Genomic DNA, 14,710 nt, shown 5'->3' on the forward strand with positions numbered 1-14,710 from the left:
CGAAATCGAATTCTAACGAATTACCGATTTCTGTCCCACTCTCACTTTAAATGAAAGAGGTGGAGAAAATGTAGGCAACTCTAAGTAAGTCTTTTAGAAACAGTCAAACTATCTATTGAAAGAGGAATAACAATGTTCAAAAGAACTTACAAAGGCAATATTTCACTCCTAGCAGGTTTGGAATTTACATCTTATTTTGGAATTACTAGCTTTTGGATTTTATTTTTTATCCAAAATGGTCTTTCCTTGCTTCAAATCGGTCTATTAGAGAGTATCTTTCATGGGACAAGTCTCTTGTGTGAGATCCCATCCGGTATGTTGGCCGACCGATTTAGTTATAAGACCAATCTCTATTTGGCTCGCTTGGCCAGTATTGTGTCTTCTATCTTGATTCTATTTGGTCAGGGCAATTTTTGGATTTATGCGATTGCCATGATGGTTAATGCTTGGTCTTACAATTTTGACTCGGGAACCAATACCGCTTTCTTATATGATTCGGCGGTTGAAGCGGGTCAAAAGGACCGATATCTTCAGATTTCTAGCTTTTTGTCTGGTGTGGCCGAAGTCACCAGAACTTTAGGTACCGTTGTGGCAGGCTTCTTTGTTCATGGAGCATTGGCTTGGACCTACCTGATTGCTATTGGGCTTTCCTTGCTTTCCATTCTCTTGATTTTTCTGATGAAGGAGCCAGAAACCAAGAGTGGTGAAAGAGATCACTTGACCTTAAAACGGATATTGGTGGTTATAAAACAAGAATGGCAGGAGAAACCAGTCTTGTTTTACTGGATGCTTACCTATCAACTGGTAGGAACCATCATGTGTATGTTTTATTTTTACTACCAACAGAAAATCAGCGACCTAGCCAGTTGGCAAGTTTCGCTCATCATGTTGATTGGTAGTGGGTTTAATCTTCTAGCGGTTTATCTAGCTAGTCAAATCGGGAAGAAATGGAAGAGCAATCAAGTCTTTCCAGTTTTGGTTTTACTGACAGGTTTGGCCTTGCTGTTGGTAGGGTGGAGGACTCCATTCTCCTACCTGAGTGTTTATCTCTTGACCAATGCCCTTTATGCAGTGTATCAACCCATTTACTACAATGATTTACAAGCTTATTTACCGTCCAGTGTACGAGCAACCATGCTTAGTATCAATTCGATGATGTTTAGTTTGTCTATGATTGTGATCTTCCCTCTGACTGGTTGGTTGATTGACACTTGTGGATTTGTAGCTGTTTTCCTTGTACTAGGCCTTGTGACCCTCCTATCTTTCCCTCTCTTAATGATTGGATTAGGGAAAATGGGCAAGCTATTAAATAAGGGGACAAAGATGGAATAATATTCCTGACGTACATTGGGTCGTTTTTCAACTCTCTCTGCTTTGCAGGGAGAGTTTTTCTCTCTTTCTAAATTGTGGTAAAATAAGTACATCCTTTAGAAAGAAAAATGACTAGTATGAAAGACTTATTGAAATACTTCAGGAATTATAAAAAAGAAACCATACTGGGACCGTTTTTCAAGTTGTTAGAAGCAACTTTTGAATTACTGGTTCCACTTTTAATTGCCCATCTGGTCGATCAGCTTATCCCCCTTCAGGATCAAGGGGGGATATTTGGACTGGTTGGTCTCTTATTTGTTTTTGCTGGTTTTGGGGTTCTTGTAGCGATAACGGCCCAATATTTTTCTTCGAAGGCAGCGGTAGGCTATACCAAGGAATTGACCAATGACCTATATGAGAAGATTCTTAGCTTGTCTAAGGAGCAAAGAGACCGTTTAACCACTTCAAGTCTCGTGACGCGCTTAACCAGTGATACTTATCAGATTCAAACGGGGATTAATCTATTTTTACGTCTATTTCTCCGTGCGCCGATTGTCGTTTTTGGATCTATTTTTATGGCCTTCACCATTAGTCCGCAACTGACCCTGTGGTTTATTGGTATGGTTGCTCTCTTAACCCTAATCATTGTCCTTATGTCTCGTCTGGTCAATCCTCTTTATGCGCGCATCAGGAAAATTACGGACCGGATGGTTACCATCACGCGTCAGCAGTTTCAAGGGATGAGGGTTATCCGCGCCTTTGGGCAGGCAGCTCACGAAGAAGCAGAGTTTAATGAGGTCAACCAAGACTATACGAAGTGGCAATTAGTGGTCTCTAAATGGTCTAGTTTAATCGGTCCCTTGACTTTCCTCGTCGTGAATGGAACCTTGCTTTGTATTCTTTGGCAAGGGCAAGCCTCTATTCAAATGGGGACCCTCAGTCAAGGAATGTTGGTTGCTTTGGTTAATTACCTGCTTCAAATCTTAACAGAATTATTGAAGTTAGCCATGTTGGTGACCTCGCTCAACCAAAGCTATATTGCTGCTGGTCGGATAGTCCAGGTCTTTGATGAGAAAAGTGAAGAGCTGGATCAAGAGTTGGATGATGTATCTGTTTCTGATCCTCAACTGGCCCTCCAGATCCAAGACCTTGTCTTTACCTATCCTTTAGCTGCAAAACCATCCTTAGAGGGTATTGATTTATCACTAAAGAAGGGACAAACCTTGGGAATTATAGGAGGGACAGGAGCTGGGAAGTCGACTCTGGTTCAATTGCTAGGGCATCTTTATAGCCCAAGCCACGGGAGTGTAAGTCTCTTTAAGGATGGTCAGAGTCCAAAGACTCTTCGTCAATGGCGTGACTGGGTAGCAGTAGTTCCTCAAAAAGCAGAGCTCTTTAAAGGGAGTATTCGTTCAAACCTAACATTAGGATTAAATGAGGAACCGAACGAAGAGCAGTTGTGGTGGGCCTTGGGAGTTGCGCAAGCAGCTGATTTCGTCCGTGAGAAAGAGGGAGGACTAGAGGCTCCCGTAGAAGCTTTTGGACGGAATTTTTCTGGTGGTCAACGGCAACGTTTAACCATCGCTCGGGCTGTCCTTCGCCAAGCTCCATTTTTGGTCTTGGATGATTCTACATCTGCCTTGGACTATTTGACAGAAGCACGACTCTTACAGGCTCTAAAAGAGGAATTGACGGAGACAAGTCTCATCCTCATCTCGCAACGGACCAATAGTCTGCGAAGTGCTGATCAAATTCTCGTCTTAGATAAAGGTCGTCAAGTCGGCCTAGGAAGTCATGAGGACTTGGTGGCAACGAATCCTTTATACCAAGAGATTCATTTCTCCCAACAGAAGAGAGAGGAGGGAGCAGAATGAAAAAGAAGAATTATTTAGGGCGCTTGCTTGTTGATATAGCCAAGCAGCCTATTTGGCTAATCTTAGCCAGTCTGGGAACCATCTTGCAAGTCCTGTTAACCGTCTATATCCCCATCTTGATCGGGCGGGCAGTGGACCTAGTGGTCCTCCCTGATGCAGCACACCTCTTGCCCACACTTATCCTGCAAATGGGTCTAGTGATTCTCTTTGCAACGCTGATTCAATGGTTGAATCCTTTAATCTACAATCAGATGATCTATCGCTACAGTAGGGACTTAAGGGAGAAGGTCATCCAGAAAGTGCATGTCCTTCCCTTATCTTACCTGGATCGTCAAGGTACTGGCGATTTGGTCAGTCGCTTGACCACGGACGTTGAACAACTGAACAATGGTTTATTCATGGTCTTCAGTCAGTTCTTTGTTGGTCTTCTTACGATTCTAGTGACCATCGCGAGTATGGCCCGATTAGATTGGATGATGATGGGGATGGTCTTAATCTTGACTCCTTTATCTCTCTTTATCGCCCGTTTTATTGCCAAGCGTTCTTATCATCTCTTTCGCATGCAGACCCAGGCGCGTGGGGCTCAGACGCAAATGATTGAAGAATCTCTTAGTCAAGAAAGCTTGCTTCAAGCCTTTAATGCTCAGGATGCATTTCATAGGAAGTTTATCGAGATTAATGGAGACTATGCTGGTTACTCTCAAGAAGCGATTTTTTACTCCTCCACCGTTAATCCAGCGACGCGCTTTGTCAATGCCCTAATCTATGCGCTTGTGACGGGATTTGGTACCTTCCGTATCCTATCTGGAACTGGCTTTACAGTTGGTCAGTTGGTGACCTTTCTCAACTATGTCAATCAGTATACTAAACCCTTCAATGACATCTCCTCTGTCCTTGCTGAACTGCAGAGCGCCTTAGCTTGTGCAGAGCGCCTCTATAGTATCCTAGACCAAGAGGAAGTGAAAGAAAGTGGTAAGAGAGACTTGCAAGAAGAGACTGTCAAAGGAGCAGTCCAATTTGATCATGTCAGCTTTGGTTATCGCCCTGATCAGACCCTCATAAAGGACCTCTCCATTTCTATCCCGCCGGCTAGTAAGGTAGCTATTGTCGGTCCAACTGGGGCTGGGAAATCTACATTGATTAATCTTCTCATGCGATTCTATGATGTGGATCAAGGTCGCCTACTCTTAGACCAAGTACCTGTAAGTGACTATAGTCTTGCTAGCTACCACAAGCAGTTTGGGATGGTTCTCCAAGAGACTTGGCTCAAAGTTGGAACGGTTCATGAGAATATCGCATTTGGTCGCCCAGATGCTAGTCAGGAAGAAGTGGTCCAAGCAGCAAAAGCTGCCAATGCTGATTTCTTCATCCAACAGCTTCCAGATGGCTATGATACTTATTTAGCAGATGCTGGAGACTCCCTCTCTCAAGGACAAAGACAGCTTCTGACCATTGCTCGAGTCTTTCTTGCAGTACCTAAGATTCTGATCCTAGATGAGGCGACCTCTTCCATTGACACGCGGACAGAGTTGCTCATTCAGGATGCCTTTCATAAGTTGATGGTGGGTCGAACGAGCTTTGTGATTGCCCATCGTCTATCTACAATTGAAAATGCGGATCTCATCCTAGTTATGGTAGATGGAAATATTGTCGAACACGGGAATCATACGGAGTTGATGACTCAAAGAGGTGTTTATTACAAAATGCAAACTGCCCAACTTTCTAGTAATTAATACAGAAAAAGACTGGATCTTTGTCCAGTCTTTTGTATTTAATCCTGCTGATCTTTTAAAAGATAGAGAAGAGAGAAGGCCAGGAGAGCCATTGCAATACCTAATACAGTAAAAATAAAAGCATTGCTCTCGGAGATGAATCCGATGGTACTTAGAGCAAAAGGTGTCATGGCTGCTCCAAAGCTACAACCTAAAACGGCAACAGAAGTAACTTGATTCAAGCGTTGAGCAGGGATCTTCTCTGAAATAATCTGAAAGACCATTGTGAGGGATGTACTATAGGTATAACCTGAGAAGAGAGCAGAAATTCCAAGTAAAGGAATGCTAGGAGATAGAGCTATCGCAATTAATGAAAGGCCAAAAGCAATACCCGCAAATGTAATGAGCTTATTCTTAAAGGTATGGACAAGTCCAGAGAATGTGAGACCTGCGAGGATACCAATTAGTTGCATACCGCTTAGGATGAGACTAGCTGAGTTGTATGATTCTTTGAAGGTAAAAGCAACAATACTTGGTATGCGAAGAGTAACACCGACATTACATAAGACAATCATTGCGGCTACAAGAGCTAAGATAATGGTTAATTTCCACTCTTCTTTTTTTAGCGACTCTTTATGGTTAGCAGAAGCATGATGTTCTTCTTCTTGTTTTTCATAAGGAACGAAGGTTAAGAAAAGGAAGAGAACAATTAAACCAGCTCCATAAGCTAAGAAACTTGCAGTCCAACCAAATTGTAATAGAAAACCAACTAATAAGGTGACTAATGCAGTTCCGACTACTTCAGCAGAACCACGAAATCCAAGTGTTTGGATTCTTTCGCGACCATGGTAGCGCTCGCTAATGATGGAGATTGCCTTTGCATTGATCAATCCGACTCCCATCCCAAAAATTAAACGTGAAAGAAAAAGAATCGGATAAGCTTGGTTGATGAAGGGAATCATTCCAAAAAAGGAAAGAATCAAGAGACCGGTAACAATCATCTTTCTTTCATCTAAAAACTTCTCGATAAGAGTATTTAAAAATAAGGTGACCATGATACCAGCAGATGGAAGAGATACCAAGAGTTCAATCTGGCCTTTAGGTAAATCCTTGTAATAATTAAACATGGAAGGAAGTGCGCTTGAGATAGAGAAAGAAGTTGTTAGTACCAGAGATAAAGAAAGGATACTAACTTTTTCTAATAATTTTTTCATATTTACCTACATTCTTTTATTACGTCTTTTGACACTCTACTATGGTATAGTTTTTTGATTCATTTAGCAAGTTATTTAAATGAAATTTCTTAATATTTTTCATATTTGGAAGAAGAAAAAAACTGGAGGTCAAGCTCCAGTTTTTATTTTTATTAAACGTTTAAGACTTTATCCAAGAATTCTTTCAAACGTGGGTGTTGTGGATTGTCGAAGATTTGGTCTGGTTTGCCGTCTTCGAGGAATTCTCCATCAGCCGTAAAGATGACACGATTGGCCACTTGACGGGCAAATCCCATCTCGTGGGTAACGATAATCATGGTCATGCCTTGTTTAGCCAAGTCCTTCATAACGTTTAGTACATCTCCGACCATCTCAGGGTCAAGGGCAGAAGTCGGTTCGTCAAAGAGCATGACGTCTGGCTTCATTGCCAAACCACGCGCAATGGCCACCCGCTGTTTCTGACCACCTGATAGACTATCAGGACTGACGTCAGCTTTGTCAGCCAGTCCAACTTTTTCCAAGAGTTCCATCGCTAATTCCTTAGCTTCTTCACGACTCATGCGTTTGTGCTCTAAAGGAGCAAACATGATGTTTTCAATAACACTCATATGAGGGAAGAGGTTGAAGTGCTGGAAAACCATCCCGACATTTTCACGGACGATATCAATGTTGGTTTTTGGATCAGTAAGATCATGGCCGTTCACAGTAATTTGTCCTTTAGTTACTTCTTCAAGAAGGTTAAGACTGCGTAGGAAGGTTGATTTACCTGAACCAGATGGTCCGATGATACAAACCACATCTCCTTCGTAGAATTTTGTTGAGATGCCTTTTAGGACCTCATTTTCACCGTAATATTTGTGGAGGTCATGGACATCAATTTTTAATTTAGCCATTAGTTAGCCCTCTTTTCTAATTGTTTTGCAAAGCGTGTCAATAAGGTAATGATGACGAGGTAGAAGACGGCAAGGATCGCATACATCTTGAAACTTTGGTAGTTTCGAGCGATGATAATCTTCCCAGTCTGGAAGAGCTCGACCAAACCGATAGCTGACACGATCGTCGTATCTTTCAGTGCAATGACAAATTGGTTGACGAAGTTTGGAAGCATGAGTTTGGTTGCTTGAGGTAAGATGATCTTGCGCATGGTCTTGCTATAAGAAATCCCGAGGCTTCGACTAGCTTCCATCTGTCCAGCTGGTACGGCTTGAATCCCACCACGAACAATCTCAGCAATATAAGCAGCAGCATTGAGTGAGAGAGCAATCGTACCTGCAAGGAAGTCATTGATTGGGGATTGGTGACCCGTCATGGACTCGATCAAATTAGGAATTCCCCAGAAGATAAAGGCAGCAAGAATCATCAGTGGGATACCACGGATGACATCGACGAAAATCTCAGCAGTCCAACGAAGCCATTTATAAGGACTCACACTGAACATTCCAAAGATGATTCCGATCACCATAGCGATCGCAAATGATAGAAGTGCTAGTGCAATAGTGACCCCAAGTCCACTTAACAATTGTTTGTAGTTGTTTTGGAGCAAGCCCCAGATAGTCGTTTCATCCACTGAAGTAGATTCTGTGCTTTCTTCGCTATCGCTTGAAAGGTACTTATCCAAGATTTTTTGGTATTCGCCACTTTCTTTTAAGTTGGCTAAACCGTTGTTAAACATTTCAATCAATTCAGGATTAGAATCTTTTTGGACAGCAAAGGCAATCTGACCACTTGGAGTTCCTTCGATAGGTGTTTTGAATTTACGTCCTTGTTTAATGGCGTATTTGATCACAGGTTCGTCATCCATGATGGCAGCTACAGAACCAGAGTTCAAGCTATCATACATAGAAGCCCCATCTGAAAAGGTTTTGATTTTATAGCCATACTTACTCTTGTTTTCCTCGAGGAAAGTTTGAGAAGCAGTACCATTTTTGACACCGACTGTTTTTCCTTTTAGGTCTTCGTAGGAAGAAATTTTACTACTTTCTTGAACAGCAAGAATCGAATTTGTTGTATAGTATGGATCAGAAAAGTCAAAGGTTGCCTTACGCGCATCTGTCACAGTCATGCCGGCAATCATTCCGTCCGCATTTCCATTCTGAACATCACTGACCGCGGCATCAAATCCGGGATTGCTAATTTCTAGAGTAAAGCCTTGATCTTTAGCGATCGCCTTAATCAATTCCATATCAATCCCAGTATATTTACTTTGATCATTTTGGAAGACGAAGGGAGCAAAAGAGGAATCACTAGAAATTTTGTATTTTTTCTTCTTAGGAGTCGCCTTTTGGCCGGCTTCAGTGCTCGTTTCTGGAACAGCAGAAGTGCTGGCGGTAGTCGTTGTTGAAGATGATGATTGGCTGCTGCCAGTCCATTTTTCGATAATTTGGTCTAGCGTACCATCTTTTTTCATTTGAGCAAGGGCAGTATTGAATTGTTTAATAAGGTTTTCATGGGACCCATCTTTTTTGACCCCAAAAGCAAAGCTTCCAACAGCTTCTCCTTCCATATTAATAGAAAGGTCTTGTCCTTGCTTAATGGCGTATTCGATAACAGGTTGGTCGTCCATAATGGCATCCACTGCACCAGTTGATAGACTGTTATTCATCAGATCGCTGGTGTCGAAGGTCTTAATGTTATAGCCGTACTTGTCCTTGTTCTTTTGAAGGAAGCGTTGCGCAGCTGTCCCGTTTTTGACACCGACTGTTTTGCCTTTGAGCTGGTCATAGGAAGTGATCTTATTAGCTTTCTTGGTCGCAATCACGACTTTTGTATCATAGTAGGTATCAGACATAGCAAAGACTTGTTCGCGCTCTTTGGTCTTGGTCATCCCTGCCATAATGGCATCGGCTTGGCCGGATTGGACCATGTTGACAGCCGCATCAAAGCCTGGGAAAGACTTGTCTAATGTCCAACCGTTGATTTCAGCGACCTTGTCCAAAATTTCAACGTCAATTCCTTTATAAACTTGGTCTGAGTCTTTAAATTCGAAGGGTGCATATGCCGTATCGAAAACGACCTTAACAGTTTCAGCCTGTGCTTGGCTCGCAAAGGCGAATAGTGGAAATAAGAAAAGCAAACATGCTACTATTTTTTTCTTCATTTCGTTCTCCTTTATATCTAATCCATTGGTCTCGAGAAGAGCAATGGAAGGGATACCCTAAGAGGGCTTTAAAAAAACAAAGAATTCATACTGAAAACAAGTATGAATTTCAATCATTTATTTTTTACAAGATTTATCATACCACAAATGAATATTAAAATCAAGAATTTTAACTAGTCGATGTTAGGTTTTCTAACATCGTTAAATATTGCAGTCTCTGATTTTCTTTGCTACAATAAAACTATAAGATAAAAGGAGGAAGATAATGAAGAAAGGTAACATTATTCAAGATATAAAAACTAACACCTCATGGCCAGTACTTGTTTCTACACTATTCTATGTGTTTTTAACCTATCTATTTGTCGAAGGAGGGCTTTGGCTTGGGAGTGAATTACTTGGACCTTTTTCAATTGGATTATGGTTTCTAGTAGAGCTCTTTTCACCAGGCAATGGGGGAGCAAGTGTCCAAGAATTTTTCTACCATTATATTCTCTATTATCAGCTCTTCAGTTTTGTATTTATTCTTTTACTCTTTATTTTTTGGGTGAAGTTCATTGAGAAGAATCCTCTATCGACTTTAGGTTTTGTAAAAAGGAATTGGCTTAAGTATCTAGGTTGGGGGATCTTGCTTTCTCTTCTTCAAATGGGAGTGATTGCCCTTGTCTACCAGTTGGGTGGTATTGGATCTTTTGAGCTTAATGAATTAAGTTTAGAACCCATTCTCTTTATTCTCGGTTTATTTCCATTTTGGCTCCTTCAAGGAGGAACTGAAGAAGTAGCGACACGGGGTTGGCTCCTCACTCGGATTGCAGCAAGAACTAATTTGCCTTTAGCAATCGCGATTTCTAGTAGTCTCTTTGGCTTTCTCCATCTGGGAAATTCAGGAGTGACCTTCTTATCCGTACTGAATATTGTCCTTGATGGGGTGCTAGCTGGTCTGCTCCTTGTCTACACCGATAGTATCTGGCTAGTGGTCGCTCAACACGGTACTTGGAACTATGTACAAGGAAATCTCCTTGGTTTTCAAGTCAGTGGGACGGGCGCAGATGCGTCTATCTTTAGCTTTACCATGGGATCAGGACCTGACTGGCTAACAGGAGGAGCATTTGGTGCAGAAGGATCAATCATTACCACTTTGGTTCTTCTATTATCCGTCGTGATTGTTTACCGCTTAGGTGAAAGAAGAGAAAAAGTTGTTAATGAACAAGTGTGAAATGGCTGATAGGAAATGAAAATAAAAACGAAGACTGGCAAAAGTGCCGGTCTTTTTTATCAATCATATAAAACAAGCCGAACACCTAATGATGAGTTCGGTTTGTTTTATATAATGGGAATAATTAGCTTGACTTGTGCACCATTACTAATATTTTCTAAATGCATCGTTCCATTATGGAGTTTCATGACGCGTTTCACAAAAGATAAACCAAGTCCATAGTGACTTTCTTGAGAGGGTGTTCTTGCTTGGTCATCTTTATAGAAAAGATTTCCAGCATGTTGTAGTATATTTTTTGAAAAACTAGATTGATTATTCCATATAGTTAGAACTAATCGATTATTTTCTTGTGAAATTGTTAGGTGGATTTGCGCATCATTTTCTTTTTGATGTTGTATTGCATTATTAATAATATTTGTGATTGCACGGAAAAATAGATTGGAATGAATTGCAATTTGGGTCGATGGGGTTACTGTGTTTGTAAAAACAAATTGTGTATTTCTAGGGAGTAAAGGAGTGATTTGATTTTTCAATTGATAAGTTACTTGTTTAATTGATATGTTTTCAAGTTGAATATCATGGTCATAAAAGGTTTTGGAGTATTGGATGAAGTGATCAAAATACTCGTTTAACTGAATACTTGCTTGCTCAAGATCTTTTAGACATTCCATTATTTGGGGTGTTTGCTTGGTAGATTGTAAGAATTCAGCATTTCCTCTGATGACAGTTAGAGGAGTTCGAAGATCATGTGCAGCGCTAGATACTTGAAACATGAGTTCTTTTTTTTGATCTTTTTCATTTTGAATTCTATTTTTTATTTCAGATTGCATTTTTTCGATCAGATCGTTTGTTTCAATGAATTCTTTAATCTGCAAATGGTGATGTTCATTTTTGGTGAAATATAGACCACTATGATAAACCATGTTCATTTCTTTTTGAATCTTGGTTAATAATTGTCTAATATTTATTACAATGATAAAAATTAAAATGATGCAAAGATAAATCCAAGAACTGACGCTAAAAAATAAAGCAAAGTGATTGACGTTTTTCTCATTGATTCCAGACACAGAAGATAGAAGAGCTGGAACTATGTAAAAAAGTATCAGACATAGAAGAAATTGCCACATGATTTTAAGGTAGGTACGCTTAATGAGTTGCTTGATTGTCAATTCTTTTTCCATTTGTATCCTCCTCCCCATACTGTTTTAATGGGATCAATTTGATGAATCTTAAATTTTTGTCTGATTTGATAGATGTATTCAGTAATGGATCGTAGTTGTGCATCAGAGTCTACAGGATAGAGGTAATTGTACAGTTCTTCTATGCTAAATATTCGGTTCTTATTTTTTGCTAAAAGATAAAGTAAATCAAACTCTCGCTTAGTTAATGAAATTCTCTTTGATTGATAATAAACTTCTTGACTATCTCGATAAAAAGTTATATTTGAATCCATCTCTTCTTTAGAGGCATGATGTGATCTTTCTTCTCTACGAAGATGCATTTGAATTCTTGCAATTAATTCTTTAATGCTGAATGGTTTTGTGATGTAATCATCTGCCCCAGCTTGAATCCCTTTTAGTAAATCTTCTTCAAAATCTTTAGCGGTTAGAAATAGGATTGGGGTAGCAATTTGTGAACGAATGGAGCGACAGATTTCTAAACCAGAAATAGGCATCATAACGTCAAGTAAAATTAGATCGAATCCAGTAAAGTCACAGATATTGATTTCCTCTATATATTTACGAGTTTCCACGTGAAAGTTGTTTGCTTCTAATGCATTCCCTATTAATCGTAAGATTTTTTCATCATCGTCAATGGCTAAAATTTTATACTTCATAGTTCCTCCAATTATATGAGCATATTATAGCAAATATGGAATGCAATTTGTTAGAAATGAAAAAAATTATTATTCTGAGATTTTCCTGATTTTCTCCTGTTATACTTGCTCCAAGTGAAGGTGGAATTTCACTAAAAGTCAGAAAGGAAAAAGAATGAATGATAACAATTCAAAAGCTACATAAGGAATATAATAATAAAATTGTCCTTCAAAACGTGTCTTTCAAAGCTAAGAAAGGTGAGATTACTGGATTGATTGGACCGAATGGATCTGGAAAATCAACTTTAATCAGAATTTTACTTGGTTTAGAAAATAGTCAAATGGGAATGGCGTTGATCGATGGAAAAAAATACTCTCAATTGGGAGATAATCCTTTTTGTATTGTTGGATCGTTCCTTGACAGTTGCCAACCTTACCCGACCAGAACTGGATTTCAGCATCTTCGGTGGATTGGCTTGGCCTGTGGGGTTGATAGAAATAGGTGCAAGGAATGTTTAGAGTTGGTGGGGTTAAGTGAAGCTAAAAATAAAAAAGTAAAAGACTATTCATTAGGAATGAAGCAACGTCTTGGTTTAGCAACAGCCTTATTAGCAAATCCTGATATCTTAATTTTAGATGAACCAATCAATGGACTAGATCCAGAGGGTATACGCTGGGTACGCAATTTTTTACAATCTTTTGTCAATGAAGGTAAAACTGTCTTAATGACAAGTCATTATATGAGTGAGTTAGAATTAACTGTAGATCATTTGGTTGGTATTTCTAATGGGAAGATCGTTATTGATGCTCCTACAAAAGACATTTTGAAAGAGTTTGGATCTTTTGAGGAAGCATATTTTAAGGCGCTCGAAGGGAAAGAAGGTGCATAATATGTTGAAGCGTTCCTTTTTTAGTGACCTCTATAAATATTGTAGTTTACCTACTTTTAAATTTACTTTTTTTCTTATTTTGGGAGTCAGCATATTTTTTACAATTCAAAATATCCAGGTGATAAATGCCTTAGTAGAAGGAAATGGCCGAGCAGTTAACCTTGATCCATCTATGTTATCATCGAATCCAGTCTATACAGTTAGGGATGCCCTCTTATCCTCCCCCTACCAAGCAAGTGTTATTTTCTTGCCAATCTTGGTTTCACTTGTTTATTCAACCCATTACCAATTTGGTGATGATAATTTTACTCAGTTATTGATCCCAAACTGGAAAGTTCGTCTTACTGGTTTTATTGTTAGTTCGATTGTCCTATCGTTACTTTCTACTTTAATAATTTCTATAGTAAATGCTGTTATCTTACTCATTTTTCTAGATTCAACTCTAAAGAATCATTTAGAATTGACCTTGTTCTTAGATGTCACGGTAAGAGTTATGATATTTGCAATCGTTCTTACTTTATTAGCTTTACTTTTCGTAATCGTAACGAAAAAATCAATGACTGCATTAATTGCAGATGTTTTATTATTGGTTATCAGTTTATCAGGTATTCTAAGAGGAATTTCCTCTAAAATAGAAAATCTATTGCCATTGATTGGAGCAAAATCATTTGCTTTTGGCCGAATTGAAGGGACTCAAACGAGCCAATTGTATGGAATTACACTTTTAATAGTAGAAGGGATCTTGTTCTTGGTGTTCATAATGGTTGTAGAAAAGATTCGAATGGGGAGGAAGAATGGCAAGTCTATTTAGAAGTCTTATCGTCAAAAAATATAGTTTAAAACCCGTGAAGTACCAGATAACCATACAGTCATTTTTGATAGGTTTTGTGTGTCTCTTAAGTATTTTACCAGTTGCAATCAATGGTACAATTGTAGAATTATCTTTAAAGCAAGCTCTTGTTTTTGCATCAATGCTCTCTGTTGGTATTGGGAGTGTTAATGCATTTGTAGAGTTACAATCACACGAAACAAAACTAGTTTACTTGGTAAGTGGAAAAAGAATCTTAAGTTCAATTAGGATCCTGTTCATAGAGTTATTTGATGTATTACTCCAATCAACCTTATATTACATTGTACTGCTTATATGGTTTCATTTTTTTAGGAGCGAAAATGGTGTCAGTATAGAATTTTTCTGTTTCTTTTTGATTGGCTCCATCCAATACTTTTTGATTTCTTACTTTTTAAGCTATTTTTTCAAAAGTCCAATGGGGAGTTTAGCTATTTTATTGCTATTTCCTATTTTAGTACAACCATTCATAGAAAGAGTAGTGGAACCATTGACTAATTATCTATTTTATAATATTGTTGCGGATACCATATTAGGTAGTGCTTCCAATTTGCAACTCTGTATTTACGTTTTTGGACTTGTAAGTTCACTTGGAGTAACTCTCTACCTCTTGGTAAGGAATCAAGAGGTTAAGTAGTAAATAAATATGATACTGATGAGCAAACCTTGCTAATTTTGTAAATCAATGACGTTGATGTTAATTACGTATTTCATGGTTTTAGAATAAAAGACAAGA

At 39.0% G+C, this 14,710-nt stretch carries 12 protein-coding genes; 7 read left to right on the forward strand and 5 right to left on the reverse strand.

The window, feature by feature from the left end; all coding sequences use genetic code 11:
- Nucleotides 1-132: 132 nt before the first annotated feature.
- The 3 genes from ADF75_RS01065 to ADF75_RS01075 all read left to right on the forward strand — a co-directional run bounded on the left by ADF75_RS01065 (nucleotide 133) and on the right by ADF75_RS01075 (nucleotide 4,918).
- Complete coding sequence (locus ADF75_RS01065; RefSeq protein WP_048788826.1) at nucleotides 133-1,332, forward strand: MFS transporter; 1,200 nt, start codon at nucleotides 133-135, stop codon at nucleotides 1,330-1,332.
- Between the two features lie 116 nt (nucleotides 1,333-1,448).
- Nucleotides 1,449-3,185, forward strand: coding sequence for an ABC transporter ATP-binding protein (locus ADF75_RS01070; protein ID WP_048788827.1), 1,737 nt, complete (start codon nucleotides 1,449-1,451; stop codon nucleotides 3,183-3,185).
- Complete coding sequence (locus ADF75_RS01075; RefSeq protein ID WP_048788828.1) at nucleotides 3,182-4,918, forward strand: ABC transporter ATP-binding protein; 1,737 nt, start codon at nucleotides 3,182-3,184, stop codon at nucleotides 4,916-4,918. The genes ADF75_RS01070 and ADF75_RS01075 overlap by 4 nt, the downstream gene beginning before the upstream one ends.
- Nucleotides 4,919-4,956: 38 nt before the next feature.
- On the opposite strand, the gene ADF75_RS01080 is transcribed toward ADF75_RS01075, so the two are convergent.
- The 3 genes from ADF75_RS01080 to ADF75_RS01090 form a co-directional block, all read right to left on the reverse strand.
- Entirely contained in the window at nucleotides 4,957-6,111 is a 1,155-nt protein-coding gene (locus tag ADF75_RS01080; protein WP_048788829.1) for an MFS transporter, read from the reverse strand.
- Between the two features lie 152 nt (nucleotides 6,112-6,263).
- Complete coding sequence (locus tag ADF75_RS01085; RefSeq protein ID WP_048788830.1) at nucleotides 6,264-7,004, reverse strand: amino acid ABC transporter ATP-binding protein; 741 nt, start codon at nucleotides 7,002-7,004, stop codon at nucleotides 6,264-6,266.
- Complete coding sequence (locus ADF75_RS01090; protein WP_048788831.1) at nucleotides 7,004-9,208, reverse strand: ABC transporter substrate-binding protein/permease; 2,205 nt, start codon at nucleotides 9,206-9,208, stop codon at nucleotides 7,004-7,006. The genes ADF75_RS01085 and ADF75_RS01090 overlap by 1 nt, the downstream gene beginning before the upstream one ends.
- Before the next feature lie 265 nt (nucleotides 9,209-9,473).
- On the opposite strand from ADF75_RS01090, the gene ADF75_RS01095 reads away from it, so the two are divergent.
- On the forward strand, nucleotides 9,474-10,421 hold the full coding sequence (locus ADF75_RS01095) for a CPBP family intramembrane glutamic endopeptidase (protein WP_048788832.1): 948 nt from the start codon (nucleotides 9,474-9,476) through the stop codon (nucleotides 10,419-10,421).
- A 107-nt stretch (nucleotides 10,422-10,528) separates the two neighbouring features.
- Here ADF75_RS01095 and ADF75_RS01100 read toward each other — a convergent pair whose 3' ends face one another.
- Both ADF75_RS01100 and ADF75_RS01105 read right to left on the reverse strand, forming a co-directional pair.
- Nucleotides 10,529-11,602: a sensor histidine kinase gene (locus tag ADF75_RS01100; RefSeq protein WP_048788833.1), complete on the reverse strand. Its 1,074-nt coding sequence runs from the start codon at nucleotides 11,600-11,602 to the stop codon at nucleotides 10,529-10,531.
- Nucleotides 11,587-12,258, reverse strand: a complete 672-nt coding sequence (locus tag ADF75_RS01105; protein ID WP_048788834.1) for a response regulator transcription factor — start codon at nucleotides 12,256-12,258, stop codon at nucleotides 11,587-11,589. Before ADF75_RS01105 ends, ADF75_RS01100 begins: the two co-directional genes overlap by 16 nt.
- A gap of 158 nt (nucleotides 12,259-12,416) precedes the next feature.
- On the opposite strand from ADF75_RS01105, the gene ADF75_RS01110 reads away from it, so the two are divergent.
- From ADF75_RS01110 to ADF75_RS01120, 3 genes are read left to right on the forward strand one after another with little or no spacing between them, the layout of a single operon-like run.
- On the forward strand, nucleotides 12,417-13,127 hold the full coding sequence (locus ADF75_RS01110; RefSeq protein ID WP_003007544.1) for an ABC transporter ATP-binding protein: 711 nt from the start codon (nucleotides 12,417-12,419) through the stop codon (nucleotides 13,125-13,127).
- Between the two features lies 1 nt (nucleotide 13,128).
- Nucleotides 13,129-13,938, forward strand: a complete 810-nt coding sequence (locus tag ADF75_RS01115) for a hypothetical protein (protein ID WP_048788835.1) — start codon at nucleotides 13,129-13,131, stop codon at nucleotides 13,936-13,938.
- Nucleotides 13,922-14,611 carry a hypothetical protein gene (locus ADF75_RS01120; RefSeq protein ID WP_048788836.1) on the forward strand — a complete coding sequence of 230 codons (690 nt, stop codon included), beginning with the start codon at nucleotides 13,922-13,924 and terminating at the stop codon, nucleotides 14,609-14,611. The genes ADF75_RS01115 and ADF75_RS01120 overlap by 17 nt, the downstream gene beginning before the upstream one ends.
- Nucleotides 14,612-14,710 lie beyond the last annotated feature (99 nt).

Source organism: Streptococcus sp. 1171_SSPC, from assembly GCF_001069335.1.
GTDB classification, from domain to species: domain Bacteria; phylum Bacillota; class Bacilli; order Lactobacillales; family Streptococcaceae; genus Streptococcus; species Streptococcus xiaochunlingii.

What these genes read in the sequence shown, in the direction of transcription:
- ADF75_RS01065 (WP_048788826.1), top strand. Translation starts at nt 133, where the DNA reads ATGTTCAAAAGAACTTACAAAGGCAATATTTCACTCCTAGCAGGTTTG.
- ADF75_RS01070 (WP_048788827.1), top strand. Translation starts at nt 1,449, where the DNA reads ATGAAAGACTTATTGAAATACTTCAGGAATTATAAAAAAGAAACCATA.
- ADF75_RS01075 (WP_048788828.1), top strand. Translation starts at nt 3,182, where the DNA reads ATGAAAAAGAAGAATTATTTAGGGCGCTTGCTTGTTGATATAGCCAAG.
- ADF75_RS01080 (WP_048788829.1), bottom strand. Translation starts at nt 6,111, where the DNA reads ATGAAAAAATTATTAGAAAAAGTTAGTATCCTTTCTTTATCTCTGGTA.
- ADF75_RS01085 (WP_048788830.1), bottom strand. Translation starts at nt 7,004, where the DNA reads ATGGCTAAATTAAAAATTGATGTCCATGACCTCCACAAATATTACGGT.
- ADF75_RS01090 (WP_048788831.1), bottom strand. Translation starts at nt 9,208, where the DNA reads ATGAAGAAAAAAATAGTAGCATGTTTGCTTTTCTTATTTCCACTATTC.
- ADF75_RS01095 (WP_048788832.1), top strand. Translation starts at nt 9,474, where the DNA reads ATGAAGAAAGGTAACATTATTCAAGATATAAAAACTAACACCTCATGG.
- ADF75_RS01100 (WP_048788833.1), bottom strand. Translation starts at nt 11,602, where the DNA reads ATGGAAAAAGAATTGACAATCAAGCAACTCATTAAGCGTACCTACCTT.
- ADF75_RS01105 (WP_048788834.1), bottom strand. Translation starts at nt 12,258, where the DNA reads ATGAAGTATAAAATTTTAGCCATTGACGATGATGAAAAAATCTTACGA.
- ADF75_RS01110 (WP_003007544.1), top strand. Translation starts at nt 12,417, where the DNA reads ATGATAACAATTCAAAAGCTACATAAGGAATATAATAATAAAATTGTC.
- ADF75_RS01115 (WP_048788835.1), top strand. Translation starts at nt 13,129, where the DNA reads ATGTTGAAGCGTTCCTTTTTTAGTGACCTCTATAAATATTGTAGTTTA.
- ADF75_RS01120 (WP_048788836.1), top strand. Translation starts at nt 13,922, where the DNA reads ATGGCAAGTCTATTTAGAAGTCTTATCGTCAAAAAATATAGTTTAAAA.